The 23,049-nt window shown below is 56.4% G+C and carries 22 protein-coding genes and 2 pseudogenes; 17 read left to right on the forward strand and 7 right to left on the reverse strand.

Translation table 11 applies throughout. The annotated features are described in order from the left end of the window. Positions 1-22 precede the first annotated feature (22 nt). From chrA to msrB, 3 genes are all read left to right on the forward strand, one after another. Positions 23-1,204: a chromate efflux transporter gene (chrA, locus tag CLH62_RS14155; protein WP_099618888.1), complete on the forward strand. Its 1,182-nt coding sequence runs from the start codon at positions 23-25 to the stop codon at positions 1,202-1,204. A 114-nt stretch (positions 1,205-1,318) separates the two neighbouring features. Further along, on the forward strand, positions 1,319-1,972 hold the full coding sequence (gene msrA / locus CLH62_RS14160; RefSeq protein WP_099618771.1) for a peptide-methionine (S)-S-oxide reductase MsrA: 654 nt from the start codon (positions 1,319-1,321) through the stop codon (positions 1,970-1,972). Between the two features lie 10 nt (positions 1,973-1,982). Continuing rightward, the gene (msrB, locus tag CLH62_RS14165; protein ID WP_099618772.1) at positions 1,983-2,408 is read left to right on the forward strand and encodes a peptide-methionine (R)-S-oxide reductase MsrB; all 426 of its coding nucleotides are present in this window, start codon (positions 1,983-1,985) and stop codon (positions 2,406-2,408) included. Positions 2,409-2,443: 35 nt separating this feature from the next. On the opposite strand, the gene sorU is transcribed toward msrB, so the two are convergent. From sorU to nhaD, 4 genes are all read right to left on the reverse strand, one after another. Then, positions 2,444-2,764 (reverse strand): SorU family sulfite dehydrogenase c-type cytochrome subunit, encoded by a 321-nt coding sequence (gene sorU / locus CLH62_RS14170; RefSeq protein ID WP_099618773.1) that lies wholly within the window; start codon positions 2,762-2,764, stop codon positions 2,444-2,446. A 57-nt stretch (positions 2,765-2,821) separates the two neighbouring features. After that, positions 2,822-4,048: a SorT family sulfite dehydrogenase catalytic subunit gene (gene sorT / locus CLH62_RS14175; RefSeq protein WP_099618774.1), complete on the reverse strand. Its 1,227-nt coding sequence runs from the start codon at positions 4,046-4,048 to the stop codon at positions 2,822-2,824. 225 nt (positions 4,049-4,273) lie between these two features. Beyond that, on the reverse strand, positions 4,274-5,257 hold the full coding sequence (locus tag CLH62_RS14180; RefSeq protein WP_211285745.1) for a calcium/sodium antiporter: 984 nt from the start codon (positions 5,255-5,257) through the stop codon (positions 4,274-4,276). A 9-nt stretch (positions 5,258-5,266) separates the two neighbouring features. After that, positions 5,267-6,517, reverse strand: a complete 1,251-nt coding sequence (nhaD, locus tag CLH62_RS14185; protein ID WP_099618775.1) for a sodium:proton antiporter NhaD — start codon at positions 6,515-6,517, stop codon at positions 5,267-5,269. A 320-nt stretch (positions 6,518-6,837) separates the two neighbouring features. On the opposite strand from nhaD, the gene mqo reads away from it, so the two are divergent. The 5 genes from mqo (at position 6,838) to CLH62_RS14210 (ending at position 14,415) form a co-directional block, all read left to right on the forward strand. Continuing rightward, positions 6,838-8,319 carry a malate dehydrogenase (quinone) gene (gene mqo, locus CLH62_RS14190; protein WP_099618776.1) on the forward strand — a complete coding sequence of 494 codons (1,482 nt, stop codon included), beginning with the start codon at positions 6,838-6,840 and terminating at the stop codon, positions 8,317-8,319. A 157-nt stretch (positions 8,320-8,476) separates the two neighbouring features. Continuing rightward, positions 8,477-9,709 carry an ATP-grasp domain-containing protein gene (locus CLH62_RS14195; protein ID WP_099618777.1) on the forward strand — a complete coding sequence of 411 codons (1,233 nt, stop codon included), beginning with the start codon at positions 8,477-8,479 and terminating at the stop codon, positions 9,707-9,709. A gap of 52 nt (positions 9,710-9,761) precedes the next feature. Further along, positions 9,762-11,786, forward strand: coding sequence for a hypothetical protein (locus tag CLH62_RS14200; protein ID WP_099618778.1), 2,025 nt, complete (start codon positions 9,762-9,764; stop codon positions 11,784-11,786). A gap of 48 nt (positions 11,787-11,834) precedes the next feature. Then, entirely contained in the window at positions 11,835-13,505 is a 1,671-nt protein-coding gene (locus CLH62_RS14205; RefSeq protein ID WP_099618779.1) for an acetolactate synthase large subunit, read from the forward strand. Positions 13,506-13,551: 46 nt separating this feature from the next. Beyond that, the gene (locus tag CLH62_RS14210; protein ID WP_099618780.1) at positions 13,552-14,415 is read left to right on the forward strand and encodes a hypothetical protein; all 864 of its coding nucleotides are present in this window, start codon (positions 13,552-13,554) and stop codon (positions 14,413-14,415) included. Here the strand turns inward: CLH62_RS14210 and CLH62_RS14215 are convergent. The 3 genes from CLH62_RS14215 to CLH62_RS14225 all read right to left on the reverse strand — a co-directional run bounded on the left by CLH62_RS14215 (position 14,412) and on the right by CLH62_RS14225 (position 16,759). After that, a complete protein-coding gene (locus CLH62_RS14215) occupies positions 14,412-15,299 on the reverse strand; it encodes a chemotaxis protein (protein ID WP_099618781.1) in 888 nt (295 codons plus the stop codon). The genes CLH62_RS14210 and CLH62_RS14215 overlap by 4 nt on opposite strands. Positions 15,300-15,486: 187 nt before the next feature. Further along, positions 15,487-16,083, reverse strand: a complete 597-nt coding sequence (locus CLH62_RS14220; RefSeq protein WP_099618782.1) for an exopolysaccharide biosynthesis protein — start codon at positions 16,081-16,083, stop codon at positions 15,487-15,489. 19 nt (positions 16,084-16,102) lie between these two features. Then, positions 16,103-16,759, reverse strand: a complete 657-nt coding sequence (locus CLH62_RS14225) for an SDR family NAD(P)-dependent oxidoreductase (protein WP_099618890.1) — start codon at positions 16,757-16,759, stop codon at positions 16,103-16,105. 142 nt (positions 16,760-16,901) lie between these two features. On the opposite strand from CLH62_RS14225, the gene tnpA reads away from it, so the two are divergent. The 9 genes and pseudogenes from tnpA to CLH62_RS14265 all read left to right on the forward strand — a co-directional run bounded on the left by tnpA (position 16,902) and on the right by CLH62_RS14265 (position 23,048). Further along, positions 16,902-17,273 carry an IS66-like element accessory protein TnpA gene (gene tnpA, locus CLH62_RS14230; protein WP_099618783.1) on the forward strand — a complete coding sequence of 124 codons (372 nt, stop codon included), beginning with the start codon at positions 16,902-16,904 and terminating at the stop codon, positions 17,271-17,273. Then, on the forward strand, positions 17,270-17,605 hold the full coding sequence (gene tnpB, locus CLH62_RS14235; RefSeq protein ID WP_099618784.1) for an IS66 family insertion sequence element accessory protein TnpB: 336 nt from the start codon (positions 17,270-17,272) through the stop codon (positions 17,603-17,605). The genes tnpA and tnpB overlap by 4 nt, the downstream gene beginning before the upstream one ends. Positions 17,606-17,680: 75 nt before the next feature. Beyond that, a pseudogene (locus CLH62_RS14240) lies at positions 17,681-18,235 on the forward strand (IS66 family transposase zinc-finger binding domain-containing protein); the annotation flags it as partial. Then, a pseudogene (locus CLH62_RS21670) lies at positions 18,232-18,456 on the forward strand (transposase domain-containing protein); the annotation flags it as partial. The pseudogenes CLH62_RS14240 and CLH62_RS21670, both read left to right, overlap by 4 nt. 159 nt (positions 18,457-18,615) lie before the next feature. Further along, positions 18,616-19,941: a hemolysin family protein gene (locus CLH62_RS14245; protein WP_099618785.1), complete on the forward strand. Its 1,326-nt coding sequence runs from the start codon at positions 18,616-18,618 to the stop codon at positions 19,939-19,941. A gap of 467 nt (positions 19,942-20,408) precedes the next feature. Next, positions 20,409-20,690, forward strand: a complete 282-nt coding sequence (locus CLH62_RS14250) for a BrnT family toxin (RefSeq protein ID WP_099618786.1) — start codon at positions 20,409-20,411, stop codon at positions 20,688-20,690. 59 nt (positions 20,691-20,749) lie between these two features. Next, on the forward strand, positions 20,750-21,091 hold the full coding sequence (locus tag CLH62_RS14255) for a hypothetical protein (RefSeq protein WP_099618787.1): 342 nt from the start codon (positions 20,750-20,752) through the stop codon (positions 21,089-21,091). Between the two features lie 143 nt (positions 21,092-21,234). Then, entirely contained in the window at positions 21,235-21,639 is a 405-nt protein-coding gene (locus tag CLH62_RS14260) for a hypothetical protein (RefSeq protein ID WP_099618788.1), read from the forward strand. A 734-nt stretch (positions 21,640-22,373) separates the two neighbouring features. Continuing rightward, entirely contained in the window at positions 22,374-23,048 is a 675-nt protein-coding gene (locus tag CLH62_RS14265) for a hypothetical protein (protein ID WP_099618789.1), read from the forward strand. Position 23,049 lies beyond the last annotated feature (1 nt).

The following is a 23,049-nucleotide window of genomic DNA, read 5'->3' on the forward strand; positions in this document are numbered from 1 at the left end:
AACAAATATAACCAAGGTGCCTATGACTGAGAAAGCAGGTGATGAGAGGTTGTCTTGCTGGCAGATTTTTCTGCTGTTCCTCCGGCTCGGCCTGACCTCGTTTGGCGGACCTGCGGCCCATCTGGGATTCTTCCACGACGAATTTGTGAAACGCCGCCAGTGGTTGTCAGATAGCGCCTATGGCGAAATCCTGGCTTTGTGCCAATTGTTGCCTGGGCCTGCTTCCAGTCAGGTGGGCCTGACCATTGGCTTCCTGCGTGGCCATTACCCGGGTGCTTTTGCCGCCTGGCTGGGCTTCACCCTTCCGTCTGCCGTCATCATGATCGGGTTTGCACTCGGGCTGAGCTTCTGGCCCGAGGCCGGCAGTGGGGGCTGGGTGGACGGTCTCAAGCTCTTCGTGGTCGCAGTGGTGGCCCAGGCAGTCTGGCAGATGGGGCAAACACTGTGTCCGGATCGCCCCCGCATTGCCATGGCCTTGCTGGTGGCTGCGAGTCTGCTGGTGCTGGGTGAGACCTGGATGCAGATACTGGCCCTGGCTGTTGCCGGTGTGGTGGGTTCGTTTCTGAATCTGACCAGTGGCAAGGCGTCCGAACCCCTGCATGTGCCTGTGCAGTCCCGCAAGCCGGCTCTGTTTGCACTGGCATTTATCGTTCTCCTGTTGGTCTCCTTTTTGCCGCAGACGTCGGGCAGTCTCGGCTGGATTGGTGCTGAGCTGTACCGGGCCGGGGCACTGGTGTTTGGTGGCGGGCACGTCGTTCTGCCCTGGTTGCAGGAGGGCTTCGTCGCGTCCGGGGCAATGCCTGCGGACACCTTCCTGGCGGGTTATGGAGTGGCACAGGCAATGCCGGGGCCGCTGTTCTCCTTCTCCGGTTTTCTCGGTGCAGCCGAGGCCGGCATGGCCGGTGGTATTGTTGCTGTGATCGCAGTGTTCCTGCCCGGAACCTTGCTGGTGTTCGCGGGTCTTCCCTTGTGGGGCTGGCTGCGGGAGCATCGAAGGGCCAGGGCTGCCCTGGCGGGCGTAAATGCGGGTGTCGTCGGGCTTTTGCTGGCGGCTCTGTACGATCCCGTCTGGACGTCGGCGGTTCATGGCCCCGGCGATCTTGGTCTGGTACTGGTTTTATGGCTGTGTCTGGCCGTCTGGCGTGTCCCGGTGTGGCTGCTGGCACCCGCCAGCGCCTTGGCGGGAGTGATCCTGCTGCGCTGATCAGCGTATATTTTCGACTGCTCTCGCCCATACTGGCATGGCGGTTGGCAAATTGGGCGTTTTCCAGCCACAATCGATGCCTAACAGGCAGAAAATCCGAACGCAGAGGTCACCATGACGACATCGTGCAGTATTCCAGGTCTGAACGTACCCCGAAGCCGTTTTCCGGATCCGGAGCAGGATCTGCCTGCGGCAGAGGGTGAACAGCGAGTCGTTCTGGCTGGCGGTTGTTTCTGGTGCGTCGAGGCGGTGTTCCTGGCCATCGATGGCGTTACCAGTGTGCAGTCCGGTTATGCCGGGGGGCATTCCAGCTCAGCCAATTACGAGGCAGTGTGCACAGGTACCACAGGACACGCTGAGGTGGTGGATGTTCACTACGACCCGGCAAAGGTCGGTTTTGGTGAGCTGCTGAAAGTGTTTTTTTCCGTGGCCCATGACCCTACCCAACTCAACCGTCAGGGCAATGACCGTGGCACCCAGTACCGTTCTGCCGTTTTCTACCAGACACCGGAACAGCGACGGGTAGCCGAGGCCTATATCCATCAGCTCAATCAGGCCGGCGTCTATCCGGACCCGATTGTGACCACGCTGGAACCGCTGGAGGCGTTTTACCCTGCGGAGGAGTACCACCAGAATTTTGCTGCCCGGAATCCGTACCAGCCCTACATCATGGCCGTTGCTGCTCCGAAAATGGAAAAACTGGCGGACAGCTATGGTGACAGCCTGAAACCGGAATACACGGACAACGACACAGGCAGCATGGCCTGAGGAGGCACACATGGGAGTTTCCGCTGCAGGTTACGACCTGACACCATTGACCAAAGCACAGGTTGAGGAGAAGGCTGCGGATCTGACGGCTGATGAAAGACGTGTGCTGCTGGACCACGGGACCGAGCATCCGTTCTGCGGTACCTTGCTGGACAACAAAAAAGCCGGCGTCTACCACTGCCGGCTCTGTGACCTGCCACTGTTCAGTTCCAACTCCAAGTTTGATTCAGGGACCGGCTGGCCGAGTTTCTTTCAGCCCTTTGATTCAGACCATATCCGATATATCGAAGACACCAGCCTGGGCATGAGCCGTACCGAAATCCGGTGTCCACGGTGCGACAGCCATCTGGGGCACGTCTTCCCGGATGGCCCGCCACCGACCGGACAGCGTTACTGCCTGAATTCGAACGCGATGGTGTTCAAGGAAAACGGCTAAAGCTAACATTCGGGGGCGGGCCCCGCCCCCGAATGTTACTTATCCCCTCCGGTTACCCTGGAGACGTAATGTGCCACGGCCGTGATTTGTTCTGAAGACAGGGATTCATTGAACGCCGGCATGATGCCAACGCCACCGGTGACCGCGTTGATTACCCGTTCTCTGGTCGGTTTCAGTTCGTCCAGATTCGGGCCGATAGCGCCTGCAGAGCCTGCGTCTGCAAGAGTGTGACACACGGTGCAGGAAGGCTGCGCCTCCTGGGTAAAAACCTGTTTTCCCTTCTCGATATCATCGGCCTTTGCCAGAGACGAGATCCCGATCAGGGATGCCGCCAACAGTACTGCAGTCTTTCTCATGTTCTTGTATTCCGGGAGAGTCGGGGCGGCCGGTCTCACGGCCAGCCCCGAGGGTTTTCAACTGACGGCGACCGTGACTCCGTGGTCGCTCCAGCCATTGTGGCCATAGCCACGCTCATTCTCGGTCCGGCCCTCAGGCTGGCTGTTGCCCTGAGTATCCGTCGCCCGGCTGACAATGCGATGTTCGCCGGCAGGCAGGTCTGCCGCCATCACAAAGGGTCGCCAGGCATAGGGGCCCAGGTCCGGCCCCAGGAATCGGGCCTGTTTCCAGGTTTTGCCACCGTCCAGGGAAACATCCACTTTTTCCAGGGCTACCGTGCCGCCAAAGGCCACACCATAGATCATGTTCCGGCCACTTCGCGCCGTTTCCAGTGGTGCAGTAACCCAGGATTTGACGTTCATTTCCCACATCGACGGCTGGTCTGGTGCCCCTTTCACGCCAACTTCGCGAATCCGGTAGCCTGACGCCTGAATTTTGGCATCGGTCTGGTTTTCGGTGAAGGCGATGTTTTTCACGTACTTGACGTTGTTCACACCGTAGTAACCGGGCACTACCATGCGCAACGGGCCGCCATGGGTATGGGTCAGTGGTTCGTCGTTCATCTCCCAGGCCAGCAGCGCAGTTTCCATGGCCCGGGTGGGTACTGAGCGTTCCACGATGATTGTCTTGGGATCAAGACCGTCGGGTAGTGTTTCGCCGCCGGTACTGGTTATGTAACGGGCACCGTCTGCCGGGCCGCCCAGCGCTTCCACCACGTCTTTCAGTGGCACGCCGGTCCACATGATGCAGCCGGCGGCACCGACAGACCATTGGGTGCCGCTGGCACCATGCGGGAAGAAGGCCCGGCCGTTGCCGGAGCACTGGAGCACGGAGGCAACGGTGGTTACCCCCATCTTCTTGAGATCTCCGACCGTCAGTGTGCGAGGGTTTTTGACACCTTCGATACGAACTTCCCAGATGTCAGGGTTTTCGGTTACCGAAGCCGGCGGGGCTGGCAGGTTATTGCGAACGAACAGGCGATCGCTGGACGTGATGACGCCGTTTCCGATGGCGCCCCGTTGGGTTTCCATGGTGTTGGCGCTGTGCACAATCAGGGCGTTGCGCTCTTTCCAGGCGGCGTAATCGGGAAGCGATTTCGGCTCCTCCGCCCTGGCCAGCGGCGTGAAGCCAAGCAGGCTTACGGCTGCCATGGCGCCGGCACTGCCGAGCAGAAGGCTGCGGCGGGTCGGGTTTTCAAGGCCCGGATCATTCAGGCCTCGCTGTAGGGCTGTTTCGGGTTTCATGATCCGTCTCTCCTTGTTGGGCTTGTCATTGGACGGTGAGGAGCTGCTCAGCTGACTTGAGCAGGTAATATCCTTATTACTTATAGAGCCTGGCCAATAATTGAGCAATATTTTTGTGGGTTATTCGGGGTGGGACGCACTGCTCGCGAGATGGCGAGCCTTGTTATTGGTTGGGGTTTCGGGAGTGTCGGTGAAGCCGGGTAGCCCGGCTTCACCGTTGCCGGATCAGGCGGCTCCGGCGCTGACCACAGTGGAGAGCAGGTAGCCGGTGTAGGCGACGTAAACCAGCACCAGGATGGTGCCGTCAACCCGGCTGACCATTTTGCGCCAGCCGGTCAGGCCAAAGCCCATCAGGAACAGGCCCACCGTTAACGCCAGCATCAGTGTCCAGTCCCGGTAGAGAACTTCCGGATCAACAGCCAGCGGCTGGATCACCGCAGCCAGACCGACGACGGCCAGGGTGTTGAAAATGCCCGAGCCCAGGATGTTACCAAGAATGAGATCGTGCTCGTTCTTCTTAACGGCAGCGAGGGCCGAGGCGAGTTCCGGCAGGGACGTGCCAATGGCGACGATGGTCAGGCCGATCACCAGATCGCTGACGCCCAGGCTCTGGGCGATGAACACCGCGCCCCATACCAGCAGGCGTGAGCTGACGACCAGCAGGATCAGGCCGATAACCAGCCAGATGATGGCGGCTTTCAGCGGCATGGGGTGGGCAATGATTTCGGCATCTGCCTCGCCGCCCAGCGGGTCGGCCTTGCCCTTCATGCCCTGATAGATGGACCAGCCCATTACCGCAGCAAAAACGCCCAGAAGTACCCAGCCGTCAAGCCGTGACAGTTCGCCGTCGAGCAATTGGGCACCGGCAATCAGTGTCAGCACGACCAGCAGCGGTAACTCCTTGCGAATAACCTGGGAGTGCACGGCAATCGGCGCGATGATCGCGGTCAGGCCGACGATCAGGGCGATGTTGGTAATGTTGGAACCGTAACCGTTACCCAGTGCCAGGCCGGGATTGCCGTCCGCGGCAGCCATGGCGGAAACCGCCAGTTCCGGGGCTGAGGTTCCGAAACCGATGATCACCATGCCGATCAGCAGGGTTGGCATGCCCAGGTGTTTGGCGGTCGCCGCTGCGCCCTCCACGAACTTGTCAGCACTCCAGACCAGCAGAACCAGGCCAGCGATGATTGCGCCCAATGCCATTAGCATAGAAAAACCTCAGTTGATGAAACGTCCAAGCATGTAAACCCCTGCATAACCGAGGGTGTAAGCTGCGAGAAGGTGTGCAAGATACCGCATGTAGGCCGCAAAGGTCAGCCCCGGGATCTTGCTCATGGCGACAATCCCGGCGGCAGAGCCAATCACCAGTAATGAGCCTCCCACGCCAACTGCGTAGGTCAGCCCCATCCACTCGCCGGGGCTCATGTTGATGCCCGCTTTTAGCAGCGCTGCGGTCAGCGGCACGTTATCGATAACCGCCGAGAAGATGCCCATCAGGTAGTTGGCGTAAAGTGGCGGCAGAACGTCGTATATGGCCACCAGGGAATCGAGCGCGTGAATCTCCTTGAGCATGCCCACCAGCAGCAGGATGCCCAGGAAGAACAGCAAGGTCTCGAATTCGATAATACGGATGTATTCCAGAATCGGGTCCAGATCGGAGTCATCACTCATGAATCGCGACACCAGAAACATGATCGAGAGGCCAAACAGGAAGGTCAGAACCGGCGGAATACTGAACAGGGCGTTGCCGGCAATGGTGCACAGGATTGTTAACAAAAACAGGCCGCTGATGATGGCGTCCACGGGCCGGACCGGAGTGTTGTTGGAGCGAAGTGTGACCGTTCCTGTCAGTCCCCCAGAGAGGAACAGGGCAAGGATGAAAACCGTAATCGAGGCCGGGATGGCCAGGGTCAGCAAGGTCAGTATTTCCACCTTGTCCGCCAGGAATATCATCAACGTGGTGACGTCTCCGGTGATCAGTGATACCCCTCCGGAGTTGACCGCAAAAACCACTAGGGTGACGAACTGGATCCGCTTTTTCAGCTCAAGATCCAGGGAGAGAATCAGTGAACATGAGACTAAAGTGGCGGTGATATTGTCTGCCAAAGAGGAGAAAATGAAGCAGAAAAGGCCGGTGAGGAACAGTAATCGCCGTTCGCTTACCTGCTTCGGCATGATCAGGTAAATCACGTTTTCGATCATACCTTTCTTGTTCAGGTAAGCGACAAATGTCATGGCTGCTACAAGAAACAGCCAGAGCCCCGCGATTTCGGCAATGCTCTCTGAGAGTCCTGCGGAGATGGCTGAGGTCTCTTCAGCGTTATCGCTGAACAGAAACAGAAACATCCAGCTCATAGTGCCAAAGAACAGTGTAACCTTGGCCTTATTGATGTGAATGGCTTCTTCAAAGATGACGCCCAACAGCGCCAGAACTGCGAAAGTAATCAGAATCGCTTCGAGGGCAGACATGGGATATCCCGTCCTGGTTTTCAGAATAAAGGCCAGACCCGGCCAGACAGATCACGCGGCCGGATTTTAGACCTTTGACCCGTAGCAAACCACTGTTCGTAAGTGGGAATTGCAGCACCCGAATATCGGCGATTTCCGGAAAAAGCGCATCGATTGACAATCGCAATTTATTATTTTGGCGGAAATCGGGATAATTGCGCGCGCATTCAGACCGGAAGCAGACGGCGGCGTCGGTTACCTCGCGCCCGGCCGGCTTCCGACAGGCCTTCTTGCTGATCGTGAGGGGGCGAAAAGCTCAACATTAGCTAGGGTGAAAACCAATGGCCGTTAGACAGGCAGACGTAGTGCTGGTCGGCGGTGGCGTCATGAGCGCCACTCTCGGTATGATGCTCAGGCAGCTGGATCCGTCCCTGGACATCGTCATGGTGGAGCGTCTCGACCACGTTGCCCATGAAAGTACGGACGGATGGAACAACGCAGGCACCGGCCACGCCGGCTACTGCGAGCTCAATTACACTCCCGAATCCGACGATGGCGACGTGGCCATCGAACGCGCCCTGCAGATCAATGCCCAGTTCGAGGTGTCGCTGCAGCTCTGGTCGTATCTGGTTGAGCAGGGCATTCTGCCGGAGCCCAGCAGTTTTATTAATCGTACGCCACACCAGAGCTTTGTCTGGGGTGAGAAAGATGTTGCCTTCCTGAAGCGCCGGTTCGAGCGTCTGAGTGCTCACCACCTGTTCCGTGAAATGGAATACACCGAGTCCCCGAACGATCTGGAAGAGTGGATGCCCCTGGTGGTCAAGAACCGGGATCCGATGCAGCGCGTGGCTGCGACCCGGATCAGGCATGGCTCGGACGTGGATTTTGGCTCACTCACCCGCAGCATGGTGAAGTGGCTGGAAACCCAGCCCAACTTCGAGCTGATGACCAGCTGTCCCGTGCACTACATCGACCAGCGTGACAACGGCCGCTGGAAAGTGCGTGTCAAAAACCAGAAAACCGGAGAGCTGACCAAGCTGGAAGCTGGCTTTGTGTTTCTGGGTGCCGGCGGTGGCGCGCTGCCGCTGCTGCAGAAATCCGGCATTGATGAGGCCCGTGGTTACGGGGGCTTCCCGGTCAGTGGTCAGTGGCTGGTATGTCGCAAGCCGGACGTCGTTGAGCAGCACCACTCCAAGGTCTACGGCAAGGCACCAATCGGGGCGCCCCCGATGTCCGTGCCGCATCTGGACACCCGCATCATCAACGGTGAGCCGGCATTGCTGTTCGGGCCCTTCGCAGGCTTTACCACCCGGTTTCTGAAGCAGGGCTCCATTTTTGACCTGCTCGGTTCGGTGAAACCCACCAATCTGCGGCCAATGCTCTCGGTCAGCAAGAGCAATATGGACCTGACCCGCTACCTCATCGGCGAAGTGTTCCAGTCGCACGCGGACCGTGTTGAATCGTTGCGCAATTTTTTCCCGGAAGCGAAAGAGGAAGACTGGCAGCTGCGGATGGCCGGCCAACGGGTTCAGATTATCAAGCAGGTTGACGATGGTGGCGGCAAACTGGAATTCGGCACTGAGATTGTGGCGGCCAAAGACGGCACCCTGGCAGCACTGCTGGGGGCCTCGCCTGGAGCATCCACGGCGGCCAATGCGATGATCAACGTCATCGAGCGGTGCTTCCCGGAAAAAATCAAGACGCCGGAGTGGCAGGGGCGCATGAGGGAGCTGGTGCCGTCCTATGGCCAGTCGCTGGTAAACGATGAAGCACTGCTGAGCAAAGTGCGTGAGCGGACCCTGTCCACCCTGAAATTGGGCTGATATACCGAAACGATCTAAGAAACTGGAAAGCACTGTGATTGCTGGATTCGCTCCAGCCAGCCACAGTGCTTTTTTTGGTTAAGCAGGTCACAAAATTTGCGATTTTGTACTGTCCGCGTAGGGTTATAAGGCTAACCCTGAGTAAAGGAGAGAGCCTATGACCGAGCAAAACTACAATCCTGAGAAAGGGTATATTGCGCTGTTAGGCTGGAGCCTGAATGCCATTGAAGCAGCCGACAAGTTCGACCGCCGCTATGTGGTCGTTGCGCCCGACTGGGCCGAAGCTTACTGCACAGAGCACGACATTCCTTACGTGCCCTGGAATTTCGAACGCCTGAATGACCGTTCCGTCGAGATCGCCCATATCCTCCAGGATAAGGGTGTAGACGTCGCCATTCCGCTATTTGAAGAGACCGTAGAGTGGGCCGGAGCCATCAACTCGGTGCTGATGGGCAACCCAAGGCTCTTTGGTCAGGCCATGTTGCTGCGCGACAAGGCACTGATGAAGCGTCGCGCCCAGCTGGGCGGTATTCGTGTGGGTATCTTTGAAGAAGCCCATGACCGCGATGACGTAATCCGCTTTCTGAAGCGAGTGAACCAGACCCTGCTGAAGCTGGACGGGGATCCCAACGACCCCATTCACCTCAAGGCCTTCGACAAGGCTGGCTGCCTGGGCCATCGGGTGATTCGTACCCCGGACGAAGTTGACACCATTCCTGAGGAAGAATTTCCGGTGCTGATGGAATCACACCTGGATGGCTGGGAATTCGCCGTTGAGGCCTGGGTTCATAACGGAAAGATACGCTTCCTCAACATTTCCGAGTACGTCACTCTCGGTTATTCGGTGTTCGTGCCAGCGACGCCGGATCTGGAAAAATACCGTGCCCAGATCACCGCTGAGATCGAAAAGCTGATCAAGACTTTTGATATTGAATTCGGCTTTGTCCATCCGGAGTATTTCGTGACCAGCGACGGCACCATGTACTTTGGCGAGGTGGCGTACCGGCCGCCCGGCTTCAAGGTCTTTGAACTGCTGGAACGGGCCTACGGTTTTAACGCCTACCAGGGCATGATTCTGGCGTTCGATCCGAAAACCACCGAAGAGGAAATTGCCGCGTTCTTCCCGAAAGAAGTGGTGGATGCCAAGGGTTACGCCGGCTGTTTCGGTGTTTACCCGCGTCGTCGTGTGGTCAGCCGCCTTGAGATTCCGGAAGAAACCGAGAATCACGAGTACTTTGAATCCCACGAACTGACACCACCGGTGGAAGAGACCGTTACCAAGCGCACCGCATTCGGTACCCACTGGGGGCTGATTTATTTCTTCGGCGAAGACCCGTATGTCATGCGGGATCTGCTCAAACATCAGGAAGAACTCGATTTCTATGTATAATCGAGGCATGCATTAATGAAAAGGGTTTGATGCAGGCCCTGAGGAATTTCGTTTGAGTGAAAATCAACCGGCCAGTCAGGCACCTGTGGTCAACTTTGACAAGTTGGTGCAAAAACTGGACGAGTCCATTGTGGCGATGGAAGAGAGCCGGCCTTTTGCAAAGGCCGGCAAACTTCCCAAACTGTTTGATATTGCCCGGCGTGTGCTTTTGCAGCCGGAGGGATGTCAGGCCATCGAAGCGCGAGCACAGCGGCTTGAAGAGGCCGGTGTGTTTGAAGGGACCGACTGGGCTGATCCCGCCACCCTTGTGCCTTCGCTCACCACTTACTCGCTGCAGAGCCAGAATGCCGACACCGTGGTGATCGAAGCCTTCAGTGAACTCCGTCTGTTATTAGTCGCCCGCGGAAGTTATCTGCATCCGAGCGTTTCGGCGGAGCAGGCCCATCACTACCTGACCCAGGTATTGGCTATTAATCTGGGGCTGCTGTTCGGGATGACCGGCGAAGCGGAGCGGGAGCAGGGCAAACTGGCACTGATCAGTCAGTCCCTGGTTCAATACGTGGCCAGTCATATTGGTTATGAACACGTCATCGACAGCCTGATCGAGGAGATCTGGCGCATTCTCGAGCAACGGCCGATCCGTGTGAGTGACGTGCGCAGGATGATTACCCAGATCGCGATCTGCCGGGCAGATCCGGACGCCGATCTGGGTAGTGCCGGCCGGGGTGCCGACCGGCTGATTTCCAGCCTGTACGGGCCTACACGGGCCTGCAGTGAGGACCCGGGCACAGCGGTATACCAGCAACGGCTGGAAACCATGGACAGTGCTGCGTTACAGAACGAAGCCACCGGTTTTGCCCGGTCTATGCATGACACCGGCCTGGTATCGCCATACCACGCCTGTTTCGTTCGATTTATTCTGGAGGGACAGGACTCCCTGCTGAGTGAAGCTCTGGGGCTGTCGAGTACTGGCCGGGATTGCCTGCTGTGTTACCGGGACCTGGTGCGGACCCTGATTGATGGGTCCATTTTTCCCGAGACAGCCCAGGGCCTCTATGGCCTGGCGCTGCTTCTGGAGCGGGGCATACTTTATCAGCCTCCGGTGGCGCCTGCGCTCTGGCGTCAGGCTCGCCTGAACCTGTGCCCCGAGGCGCGGGAGCGAATTCAGTTCGCCTATGGCTATCAGCCCCAGCCCGCCGCCTGGCTGATGCAGGGGGTGATGAACATGCTGGGACAGCCTCTGGGTGTGGGGCAGGGTAACAACCCCACTTGCCAGTCGGCCCGAGCTTTGTCCATGTGGGCCTACAACGACCCGGATTACCTGCTGCAGATGGTTGCCTGGGCGGCCCGGGACAACGAAATCGTCATGCATTTCGAGGGCCAGCCGGTTTCCTCTGCCCGAAGCGCGGGCGGCGTGGCTTCTGAAGTAACTCTGGACCTTGATCCGGTTTCTCTTGTGGTGGTGCCGCACCTGGACCGGATCTACGCTGAGATGGGCCGACTATGCGTCGGCCGTGAAGGTGACCCCCATCGATGGGTGAACCCTGAATTCCACGGCTGGTCCGCTGGCCGCGGGTTTGCCATTAATGTGGATGTGGCAACCGGCAATCTAACCGACCTGGAAGGATTTATCCGGCATTTTTACGCCAGTTACCATCCCTACTACAATGGCAGTCAGCCGCTGATACACCCCCAACCAGCGGGCATCGCGGTTACCGACAGTGCCGCCCGGTTCATAGGCTGGCACGCCATTACCATTCTTCGGGTGACGCTGGATCCGGAAGGCGAGATGCGGGTGTATTTCTTCAACCCGAACAACGACAGCGGCCAGAACTGGGGTGACGGAGTGCAGGTGAGTACCTCCGGTTGCGGCGAGCGTTTCGGGGAGTCGTCACTGCCTTTTGAGATGTTCACGTCACGGCTTTATATCTTTCACTACGATCCACTGGAACGGGGTGAGCCGGCGGAAGTGAGCGAAGATGAGCTTCGCCGCGTAACGGAGGGTGTGTATCGCAGCTGGGGTGAAGACCGGGTGCCCGCTGATGCCCTCCAGGCGGAGCCACCAAGAATCGATTGATCCCGGAACCTGCTGATCACCTGGAACTCATTGATCGAGAGGAAGTTCATGGCCAACGAGCAACATCCGGCCCGTAACGGAGCCGAGCTGTTCATCCGGGCGCTGGAAAATGAAGGCGTTAAATACATTTTCGCGGTGCCTGGCGAGGAAAACCTCGCGTTCCTCGAAGCCCTGAGGACCTCCAGCATCAAGCTGGTGCTCAATCGTCACGAACAGGCGGCCGGATTTATGGCGGCCACCTACGGGCGCCTGACGGGTCAGGTCGGTGTCTGCCTCTCCACTCTGGGGCCCGGCGCCACCAATCTCGTTACCGCTGCTGCCTATGCCCAGCTGGGCGGCATGCCCATGATGATGATCTCAGGCCAGAAGCCGATCAAATCCTCGAAACAGGGCCTGTTCCAGATCCTGGATGTAGTGGATCTGATGCGGCCACTGACCAAGTACACCCGGCAGATCAGCAACGCCAACACCATTCCCGCCAAGGTGCGCGAAGCCTTCCGGCTTGCCTCCGAAGAACGCCCGGGGGCCGTGCATCTGGAGTTGCCGGAGGATATCGCGGATGAGACGCCGGATTCCGACACTCATATCTTCAAGCCTAGCGATGCCCGCCGGCCCTCGGCCAGCCCGAAGAGCCTGGAAATGGCCTGCGACATGCTCCGGGAAGCCCGACATCCGCTGATCATGATCGGCGCCGGTGCCAACCGCAAGCGGGTGTCCCAGGCGCTGCTTCACCTGGTTAATGTCACCGGCATTCCATTCTTTACGACCCAGATGGGCAAGGGTGTTGTGGATGAACGACACCCCCGTTACCTGGGTAATGCCGCCCTCTCTGCGGGCGATTTTGTCCACTGTGCCATCGACCGCGCCGATCTGGTGATCAACGTTGGCCACGATGTCGTGGAGAAGCCGCCGTTTTTCATGACCCCTGGCGGCAAGAAAGTCATTCACGTGAATTTCAGCGCGGCCGATGTGGATCCTGTCTATTTTCCCCAGCACGAAGTGGTGGGTGATATCGCCAACAGCGTGGAATACATGGCGGAGAATTGTGGCCAGTGTTCCAACCATGATTTCACCCGCTTGATGGAGGTGAAGGTGGCGGTGGACTCCCACCTGCAGGAGCGGGCCGAAGACCCCCGCTTCCCGGTGATTCCCCAGAGGATTGTCCACGACGTCCGCCAGGTTATGCCGGAAGACGGCATCATTGCGCTGGATAACGGCATGTATAAACTCTGGTTTGCCCGCAATTACCCGGCTTACGACAACAACACTGTGTTGCTGGATAACGCCTTGGCGTCCATGGGTGCCGGCCTGCCCAGCGGTATGATGGCCTCCATGCTGTATCCCGGGCTCAAGGTCATGGCCATCTGCGGCGATGGCGGTTTCATGATGAACAGCCAGGAGCTGGAAACCGCGGTGCGCCTCAATCTTAATCTGGTGGTGCTGATCATCAACGACAGCGCTTATGGCATGATCAAGTGGAAGCAGGAGCAGGAAGGCTACACCAACTTTGGCCTGGATTACCGCAATCCGGACTTTGTTGCCTACGCCCAATCCTATGGCGCCACTGGGCATCACATTAGCCGAACAGAAGATCTGCGACCAACGCTGGAAAGCGCCCTCGCCGCAGGCGGTGTTCACCTGGTGGAAGTGCCGGTGGATTACAGCGAAAACCGCCGGGTCTTCGATGAGGAGCTGGCGGAACTGACCTGCAGGCTGTAAGCGGTGTATCATGCTCCTCGGATTTTAAACCGGAGGTAGCATAGTAATGATCCGTTCCTGTTTTCGAGGCCTGATTGCCACCCTCGCATTGGTTGTACTCGCCGGTTGCAGTAACCCAGAAACCCCTCAGGAAGTTGCCGCGGCGTTCTGGCAGGCCATGGCAGAGAACGATGCCAGTGACGTTGTGGAATACTCCACGCTGGCCGACTCCGCTGCTTTCGACGGCTACAAACGAAGCTGGACCGACGCAGTCCCTTCCTTCGGCCGGGTCATAATCGAAGGCCGTGAGGCAACCATTGTGACCCGTCTTCCTGCGGAAGCCGGCACCGAGGGCGAGCGGCTGGAGCTCATCACCTACCTCGTGCGTTTCAACGATCAATGGCTGGTGGACTACGACCGCACCGGTGACGCTATCCTGAACCCATCTCCGTTAAGCAACATCATGGGCGAGCTGACCAAGCTGGGACAGAAACTCAGTGACAGTTTTTCCTCGTCCTCGGGGGAGATGGAACAGCAGATGGATCAGCTGGCCCGCGATCTGGAAGCCTACTCTGAAGAAATGAGCCGCCAGGCCCAGAGCGCCATGGACGAGTTTGGTGAAAAGCTGCAGGAGGCCATGAGGGAGCTTGAGCGATCCGTGGAAGAGGCCCTGAAGGATGATAAGCCTAAACCGGAGGAAGACCAGGTGATCCTCGAGCAGGCAGCCCGGGATCTGGACCGCCAGGCCGATGAACTGGACGAGCCAACCATGGAAGCCCTGGCCAACGCCAGCCGGACGGTAGCGGAAACCGGCGAGCGTTTTACCCGCCTCAGTGACGAGACCCTGAATCGCTACCGGGAAGAATGGGAGCTGAAACTGGCCGAAATGCGCGCTGACGCCAGCGCTTTCATTGAGGAGCTGAGACCTTAGCGGGCCTGCTCCGCCCCTCTCAGCATCGCCTGCAGCAATTCCTCTGCATCAAACTTGGTGAGCGCTTCGTTAGCGCCTACCTGATTGGCATAGCTCAGGCTCATCTCACTGTTCAATGACGTGTGGAGAATGATGTAAGGCTGTTTCAGCGCTGAGTTATCCCGCACGTTGAAAGTCAGTTCATAACCATCCAGGCCCGGCATTTCAATATCGCTGACCAGAATGTCTGTCGGCCGGCCCAGCTCGTCGTCCCTCAGCAGGATCTGCAGGGCGTCATCGCCGTTGGAGGTTACCTGATAGGGAATGTCCTTGCTGTCCAGCACGTCCGACAGCTGCTTGCGGGCCACCTGGGAGTCATCCACCATCAGGATGTTCAGTGCTTTGAGGGTCTCGCTCTGAACATCCGTCAGCACCACATCTTGCGTGTTCAATGATTCCGGGTACACCTTGGCCAACAGCAATTCCACATCCAGCAGCTGGATGATATCGCCATCCAGGTCCAGTAACCCGGTGATAAATGCCCTGGTGCCCAAAGCCTTGGGCGGTGGCTTCACCTCTTTCCAGTCAGTTTCGATTATCTGCTGAACGCTGCGGACCAGAAAACCGATCTCCTGGCGCTGGATGTCAGTAACGATAATCGAGGCTTTTTCCTGCTCTTCCCGGGTCAGGGGCGGGTAGCCCACCGCAGCCGCCATATCAATAACGGGAACGGCGGAGCCCCGGAAGGTTGCCGTACCAATCACCGCATGATGGCTGTGAGGCATTTTGGTCAGCCGCATGAAAGGCAGGATTTCCCGGATCTTCAGGGTGCCAATTCCGAACAGTCGTTCGCCGGAAAGCCGGAACAGCAGAAGTTTCTGGGACTGCTTCGCTTTGCTGGACATAATGCCGGATCCTTTCTAATACAAAAGCCCCCGGCGGCAGGAGCTTTTTCAAGGGATGGTTCAGTATGGTGCTTGCCGGAGACTGCATAGCCCAGGGACTAAGGTATGTAGCAATAGTAGCAGCTTTAGGGTGGAACGGGATTCAGGAGCTTTGTTTCAAATGGTGACAGAATCCTTCAGCACCGGATCACCAGGGAAGGTTGGTGAGTATTAGCCAGGCGGTGGCCCCGGTGGAAACAACCGCCAGCAGGGCAAGCAGCCCATCCCGGGCAATAATCGCCAGCCCGAAGGCCGTCAGGGCCAGACCACCGCCATTGGCGCTGAAGGGCACGATCTCCATAAGCGGCATTGCCGCGGCGACCAACACGCATAGGGTGGCCATAATGTACTGCCCTGGGCCAGTGACCAACCACGGCATCCGATGCTTCGTCCAGCAATCCAGAAAACGGGCCGGCTTCTCCATCCAGTCCAGCCCTTTGACCAGTTTTTTCCTTTCAATATTCCGACACGCCAGCTTCGCGGGAATCCAGATCGAATGGCGTTGAAAGATCAGTTGTCCCAGAGTCAGCAACACCAAAAGTCCCAGTAGAGTAGGCACCCCCGGAATATCCCCGATCAGTGGCGCCAGGGTAATCACACCGGCAACCAGAGCCACCGGCCCGAAGGAGCGCTCACCCACGGCGTTCAGGACATTGCCCACGGAGACATGAGCCGTACCCTCGGTTTCCGTCCGAAGGCGGTCCAGAAGTTCGGCGAGGCTGGCTGGGTCGTCTGGGGAGTTCACAGGTCCGTCCAGAGATACCTCAGAATGGCAGATCCTGGCCGTTCCACGCTTTGAAGCATCCGGTTTCGGCCAAAGTGAGATTATCAATCTGCCGGCGCAGGCCAGCGACCGACTGTTCAACTGACACCTCGGCCTGGCTGCCCCCCATATCCGTGGCGACCCAGCCAGGATGGTAGATGCCCACGGCGATGCCTTGCTCGCGAAGATCCATCGCGAGATTGCGGCCCAGATTGAGCGCGGCCGCTTTGGAGGCTCGATAGATGTAGCGTCCGCCACCGGCAGAGGTCTGTGATCCCAGCTTGCTGGAAATAATGGCAATTTTCGGAGTAGCGCCACTGTCCAGGGCCAACCTGAGGTTGGGCAGAAGCGCCTGCACAGTCAGGAATACACCCGTCACATTGACCTGAAAGTGCTTGGCCCAGAGTTCCGGTGGATAGCCATCATCCAGCTGTTCATGGCGATCCAGCAGGATACCTGCATTGCATACCAGTGTTGATACAGATTGACCCTCCAGGCGTTTGCCCAGAGCGGAAACGCTGTTCGGATCGGCGACATCCAGCTGCTCCATGCCCGGTTCGCTTCGAGCCGTTCCAATGACTTCAGCGCCCGCTTTCTTCCATGCATCGGCAAGTCCCTTGCCGATGCCACGATTGGCTCCTGTGATCAAAATCGTCATGGTTTTGCCCTTTCTGATGGTGTTGTTGATCAATCGCTCTGGCTGATAAGTCGAAAGGCGGTAAGCGTCCGGTAATCCCATCTTGAGCCTGGCGCTGCCGCCGTCAGGATAGTGTCCACCTATTTTCTAGTGGACACTTAACATGAACAACTTAAGCGTAACCAAACCCTACCAACGTCGTCGGTTTTCCCAGGAATTCAAAGCCGAGATTGTCGCCAAATGCCTGGAACCCGGTGCCTCCGTTTCCCGGATCTCACTGGATAACGGTCTCAACGCCAACATGGTCCGGCGCTGGATGAGTGAGGCGCAGCGAGCGGATAAAACACCAGCAACATCGGGATTTATTCCGGTCAATCTGCCAGCGGCAACCTCTGCACCGGGCAACCAATCGGTCTCGGATAAGCGTAGCACCATCCGCATCGAGATTCCCCGCCCCGGCGGTGCGGTTGTGGTGGAGTGGCCTGCGGAGCAGGCCCATCAGTGTGCCGCATTACTGCGGGATCTATTGGGATGATCCGTATCGATGAGATCTGGCTGGCTACCGAGCCGCTGGATATGCGGGCGGGGCCGGACAAGGCGCTGGCGCGAGTCATCCAGGTCTTCGGTTCGGCCAGACCCCATTGCGCCTACCTGTTTGCCAACAAACGGGGCAACCGGATGAAAGTGCTAATCCACGATGGCCTCGGTATCTGGCTCTGCGCCCGCCGGCTGAACCGGGGCAAATTCCACTGGGGCGAAACCTGGCGTGGTGACCAACTGCCCCTGACCGAGGAACAGTTGTCCGCTCTGGTTCAGGGCCTGCCCTGGCAGCGCATTGGCGTGGAAGGCGTCATCTCCATCCTGTAACCACAAGTGCCGTGGTGCCGCTATAGCCAGAACCGCGAATCGCTTGCCGCACAGGGACTTGGCATACTAGGCGGCATGACTCAGCGCCCCGATCTCGACCAACTCTCTGCCGAACAGCTCCGTGCTCTTGCCACGGAACTGTTCGATCGAGTCGAGAACAAGGAGCGCGCCTTGGTGCACCGTGATGCGGTCATTGAGAAGCTGACTCACGAAGTAGCCATACTCAAGCGCCACAAGTATGCCCGGCGCAGCGAACAACTCAATGCGGTTCAGGGAAAGCTGCTGGATGAGCTGATCGACAGTGACCTGGCGGCCATCGAAGCCGAGCTTGAACAGGTGATGACCGAGGAGCAGAAAGCTGCCCGGCCAAAGCAAAAACCCAAGCGCACCCCACTGCCACCGGAACTGGCCCGCACCCTGATCCACCACGAGCCCGAAAACACCCAGTGCCGTTGCGGCTGTCAGCTCAAGCGCATTGGCGAGGACATCAGTGAGAAGCTGGATTACATCCCGGGCGAGTTCACTGTAGAGGGCCATATCCGGGGCAAGTGGGCCTGTGACAGTTGCGAGACCCTGATCCAGGCACCGGTGCCACCGCAGGTCATCGACAAGGGCATCCCCACCGCCGGACGTGGGCGCTGGGTCGTTCCAACTGGCTGTTTGCGGGATCACTGCGCAGTGGCCAGCGTGCTGCCGCTGTGATGACACTGACCCAGTCGGCTAAGCTGAACGGGCATGATCCGTATGCTTATCTGAAGGATGTTTTGACCCGGCTGCCGACGCAGAAGAACAACGCCATCGACGAGCTATTGCCCTACAATTGGGAGCCGGCTATCGCCGAAAAGGTGTGATGGGGATATTTACAACTCACTGCGGTGGTCGCACATTTAGTGATTTCCGGCAATGACGCCACTCAATGACCTAACAGCGTATTTTCGCCAGCGGAAACAAAGTGCAACGCTGAGGACCGTCATTTATACTCGCTCGATCTCGGACAATTTAAGGATTGTATGGACATCGCGATCATCTTCGGATTGATCCTGCTCAATGGCGTTTTCGCCATGTCAGAAATTGCACTCGTTTCTTCCCGCAAAATCAGATTGCAGCAAGCGGCTGACGACGGTAGTGAGTCCGCAAAAGTGGCGTTGCAGCTGGCTAGTGAACCTTCGCGTTTTCTTTCCACGGTTCAGATTGGGATCACGCTTATCGGCATCTTGGCCGGAGCCTATGGCGAAGCCTCCATTGCGCGAAGGATCGAGGCAGCGCTCTTAGACGTGGCAATCCTGGAGCCTTATGCACAACCCCTTTCGCTGACCTTAATGGTTATTCTGATTACCTATTTCTCGCTGATCTTTGGCGAACTGGTGCCAAAACGTCTGGCGCTACTTAACCCCGAGGGCATCGCTAAACTCATCTCACGCCCTTTGCATTATCTGTCTCTGGCGGCACGTCCTTTAGTAATACTCTTGGGTAAATCGACAGAACTTGTTTTGCGGCTGCTACGGGCAAAACCCGCAGAAGATGCTCCGATGTTCGAGGAGGAAATTCACTCATTGATGAAACAAGGCACAGCCGCCGGTGTGCTGGAGGAATCCGAACATGTGATGGTGCGCAATGTCCTGCGTCTAGACGACTTGCGTGTGGGCAATATCATGCGTCTGAAGCAGGAAATCATTACGATCGATGTTGAGGACAGCCTGGAGGTAAATTGCCGACGGATTAATGCCAGCGGTCACTCACGATTCCCCGTTGTAAAGGGGGCCCTTGAAGAGGTCATCGGTATTGTCCGGGCTCAGGATGTCATTGAGAATCTGATGCAAGGGCAGCCTATTGACTGGTACGCATTAGCAAAGCCAGTACTAAAGGTCCGGCCAACGACCACCGCCCTGCAATTGCTTGAGTCGCTCAAACAATCGCAAAATCATTTGGCGCTGGTGGCAAATGATTTGGGTAATGTGTTTGGTTTGGTCACGCTAAGGGATGTGATGGAAGCTATCGTAGGCGATTTACCAGAGGCGTTTGCGGATCCAGATTTTATCGCGCGGGATGATGGTACGTGGCTTGTCGATGGACAGGTTGACCTTCTGTCATTCAAAGAACATTTTGAAATCAAGACCCTGCCGGGCGAGAACGAATCCACATACCACACACTCGCTGGCTTCATTCTTTCCACCCTGGGGCGATTGCCGCGTGTGACAGATCGCCTGGATTTCGAAGAGATTCGAATGGAGGTCGTCGACATGGATGGTAATCGTGTCGATAAAGTGCTGGTAACTCGGCAGGTTTCACCTAACGTAGATGACGACGCAGACAACACAGCACCGCATCAGGATTAAAACTACAAGCTCTACTACCAGTACCAAGAGCCGTGTAATAACGAAACCATGGCAGCCATCAGAAGGCCGTAATTGTGAAGAGCCTCGCGGTTGGGCATTTGTTGCCCCTTTCTGACCGAGTATAAGAACAACGGGATCTACGCGTTGTTACCACGAAAGTGGACGCCTGCGATTGTTGCAATGTGTGATCGCCAGACGCTTACGAAAGGCACAAAAAAAGCCCCTGAAATCAGGGGCTTTTTTGCGGTTGTTTGGTGGAGACGGCGGGAATTGAACCCGATGCCGGACCCTTTCAAAGCAACACAGTAAACCACAATATTCGTAAACTCAGTGAGTTACGAAAATCTAGCCCCACACACAACCACAGAATAACACAGCGCGGTGGACACTTTGTTGACACTTGGCTTGGTTGGTTTTGGTCAACCTTCAGTATATACTTTGTATATACAAATTCGGTGAGGGACACGATGACGCTGAAATGTTCATCTGCAGTGAAGCAGAAGCTGGCACAGAAACACGGTGTCAGCCTTGAGGAGGTCCAGCAATGTTTCGCAAACCGGGAAGGTAACCTTTTGGAAGACATCAGGGAAGAGCACAAGACCGACCCACCAACCCAGTGGTTTATTGCTGAGACAGACTATGGGCGACGCCTCAAAGTGGCATTTATGCTTAAGAATGGTGACATCATTATTAAGACAGCGTACGAACCGAACCAGACGGAAGAGAGAATTTACCGGAAATTTGGGTAACCCATCGCAACAGTCGCAGTGACAGAGAACAGAAGAATGAACGCGACGGGAGGAAGAGCATGAGCAAAAAGAAGATTGAAGGCACTCCAGAAGCCTGGGAAGACGGAAGCCTGGGTCGTGATGAAGAGTATGTCCGCGTATCCAAGAACGTGGATGACGCAGCCCTGAACGAAGCGGCTGGGCTGCAGCCTATCTCTATCCGGCTACAGAAATCCCTGATTGAAGACTTCAAGATGATTGCCGAGATCAACGGCATTGGCTACCAGCCCCTGATTCGCCAGGTGTTAAAGCGGTTTGCCGATGCAGAGAAAAAGCGAATTCTACGGGAGAGAGCAGCGGAATTGCGTGAACTCGGCGATGATGATCCTGATGAGTCTAATGGCAAAGTTGCTTGTGGGTGAGCTCAGGTTATCTTGATCCGAATGTGGCAGGGATGCCCATTACGGGCTCTAAGCGCCAGGCAAAGTCGCACGTAAAACCACTCCGTGGACACTATGCTGACACCTTCGATAAGCTTCCTACTCGTGTTTCAATGGAGTGAACGATGTCTTGGTTTAAAATCTTTTCCGCTGTTCTTGTAGCAAATATTGTGTCCTGGATCATCGTAACGGTTCTAGGGTGGTTCATTTTCTTCGTGGTCCTGGATTCATTCAACGATGCCCTGGGCAAAAGGCTTTCGACGCCGACTGATATAGAGTTTCCGACGATCTCCGAACCTTCTGCGCCGTCTCCAACACCTGAAGAAATTCAAGCCAGGCAGGAGCGGGAAACGCGCTTGGCGGATGAACGTCGACGGGCAAAGCACGAGGCTGCAAGAAAACAAAACGCTATTTCCCAAAGTAAAAAGAGTTGCGACTTCTGGACAGCACAGTACAAACAAGATCGCGATCCAGAGAGTCGTGGCTATCGCGATATGGCGTGTTCCCGATACCGAAATCTGCTTAACTGAGGGTCAAGTTCTCCAGATTTGATACGGCAGGTGGATATGTGCGGTCGCTACAACGTAATCGACGACCCACTAGTTCACGATCTTCTCGAAATCCTGGGCATTCCCATTCGCGTACAAACCCGCCTCTGTGGAGAAATAAATCTGTCCCGGTTTCTCGGGAAAAGTGTTCACCTTCAATCGGAATGACTGTTCACGTTGAACCAGAATAGGTGTTCACGTTCGTCCGGAATGGGTGTTCATGATGGGCCGGAATATGCAACTTGTCCAAATTGTCACAGGGCTGCACATTACTTATGGGAAAGCCTCACTATAAATCAGCAACTCCTTGAGAAAGTTCAACAGAAGGAAATAGATTTAGAGAACGTCTAGAGGGCGGATGTAAGCTATCTCTCACACGGAACTCAGTGGTGTCTGGTTGTTTGACGTTTCTTTTGCAGCACAATGGACGTCGAGCCACCTGGTTAGGAAGACCAGGGCTCACCGCTGGCAAGGATGCCTGGCAAGCGCGACACCTGCATAGTGGTGTGACTGGTCAGGGAGAGATCTGGCACCAACTCAGAACCCGTAAAACCGATTGCGATTTGCGTTCGCTACTAGCACGTGTGACAGTTGTTGAGCTTTTCAATGAAACGTATTATTGGGAAAGTGTGGTTAGGGTTGAGGACCTGTTTTTCCCTCTCCATATCGAGTTTATTACTTGGGGCTTGCTCCCCACCTTGATTTAAGAGGCTTAGATGCACGGCTATCAGCTGATTGAGCAAGAGGTACAGATTGTTTTGGTGGGGTCATTCAATCCTGCAATCTTTCATCCTGTTTGGTTTCAGTCTAAAGGATTAATGACTGAGCAAGAGGTAGCCGCTGCAGAGCTTGAGGTCTGCCATTCCGATGTCACGAGGTTCGTTGCTGAGTGGTTTCAGGTGGAGGTTATTCACGCCCGTTTTACAGCTAGAACCAAGCATACTGGACGTTTAGAGGATTTAAGGGATTTCGTAGCTAGTACCTTCAAAATTTTAGCTGAAACTCCTGTCGATGCTATCGGGATAAATAAAAAGAGTGTTTTTCGTTGTCCAGATACTAAATCATGGCACGCGTTAGGGGATACGTTGGCTCCCAAGGATATTTGGCACGAGATCTTCCCAGAATCTCATGTTGGTATGAACAGACTTGAGTTGCGAACCGGAAGGACTGACGGGTTGCCAGGAATGTATAACACTGGTGTATTCGCAATTACGGGTGAAGATGGTGTTGCTAAAGATCATGTCGGTTTTTCACAAAATGCCCATGTAGAGATAAAAGAAGCTATTAAAGAGGAAAAAGTCGAATCCTTATATGATTTCTTGATGTCATGTTTTGATGCGGAAGTAGAGTTTGCTGATAAAGTTTTCACGCATGTTTTGGAAAGGGTTTAAT

It is taken from the genome of Marinobacter guineae (assembly GCF_002744735.1).
GTDB lineage: Bacteria > Pseudomonadota > Gammaproteobacteria > Pseudomonadales > Oleiphilaceae > Marinobacter > Marinobacter guineae.

Bases quoted from the DNA above. Each gene is read 5' to 3' on its own strand.
- chrA (WP_099618888.1), top strand. From the start codon at position 23: ATGACTGAGAAAGCAGGTGATGAGAGGTTGTCTTGCTGGCAGATTTTT.
- msrA (WP_099618771.1), top strand. From the start codon at position 1,319: ATGACGACATCGTGCAGTATTCCAGGTCTGAACGTACCCCGAAGCCGT.
- msrB (WP_099618772.1), top strand. From the start codon at position 1,983: ATGGGAGTTTCCGCTGCAGGTTACGACCTGACACCATTGACCAAAGCA.
- sorU (WP_099618773.1), bottom strand. From the start codon at position 2,764: ATGAGAAAGACTGCAGTACTGTTGGCGGCATCCCTGATCGGGATCTCG.
- sorT (WP_099618774.1), bottom strand. From the start codon at position 4,048: ATGAAACCCGAAACAGCCCTACAGCGAGGCCTGAATGATCCGGGCCTT.
- CLH62_RS14180 (WP_211285745.1), bottom strand. From the start codon at position 5,257: ATGCTAATGGCATTGGGCGCAATCATCGCTGGCCTGGTTCTGCTGGTC.
- nhaD (WP_099618775.1), bottom strand. From the start codon at position 6,517: ATGTCTGCCCTCGAAGCGATTCTGATTACTTTCGCAGTTCTGGCGCTG.
- mqo (WP_099618776.1), top strand. From the start codon at position 6,838: ATGGCCGTTAGACAGGCAGACGTAGTGCTGGTCGGCGGTGGCGTCATG.
- CLH62_RS14195 (WP_099618777.1), top strand. From the start codon at position 8,477: ATGACCGAGCAAAACTACAATCCTGAGAAAGGGTATATTGCGCTGTTA.
- CLH62_RS14205 (WP_099618779.1), top strand. From the start codon at position 11,835: ATGGCCAACGAGCAACATCCGGCCCGTAACGGAGCCGAGCTGTTCATC.
- CLH62_RS14210 (WP_099618780.1), top strand. From the start codon at position 13,552: ATGATCCGTTCCTGTTTTCGAGGCCTGATTGCCACCCTCGCATTGGTT.
- CLH62_RS14215 (WP_099618781.1), bottom strand. From the start codon at position 15,299: ATGTCCAGCAAAGCGAAGCAGTCCCAGAAACTTCTGCTGTTCCGGCTT.
- CLH62_RS14225 (WP_099618890.1), bottom strand. From the start codon at position 16,759: ATGACGATTTTGATCACAGGAGCCAATCGTGGCATCGGCAAGGGACTT.
- tnpA (WP_099618783.1), top strand. From the start codon at position 16,902: ATGAACAACTTAAGCGTAACCAAACCCTACCAACGTCGTCGGTTTTCC.
- tnpB (WP_099618784.1), top strand. From the start codon at position 17,270: ATGATCCGTATCGATGAGATCTGGCTGGCTACCGAGCCGCTGGATATG.
- CLH62_RS14245 (WP_099618785.1), top strand. From the start codon at position 18,616: ATGGACATCGCGATCATCTTCGGATTGATCCTGCTCAATGGCGTTTTC.
- CLH62_RS14250 (WP_099618786.1), top strand. From the start codon at position 20,409: ATGACGCTGAAATGTTCATCTGCAGTGAAGCAGAAGCTGGCACAGAAA.
- CLH62_RS14255 (WP_099618787.1), top strand. From the start codon at position 20,750: ATGAGCAAAAAGAAGATTGAAGGCACTCCAGAAGCCTGGGAAGACGGA.
- CLH62_RS14260 (WP_099618788.1), top strand. From the start codon at position 21,235: ATGTCTTGGTTTAAAATCTTTTCCGCTGTTCTTGTAGCAAATATTGTG.
- CLH62_RS14265 (WP_099618789.1), top strand. From the start codon at position 22,374: ATGCACGGCTATCAGCTGATTGAGCAAGAGGTACAGATTGTTTTGGTG.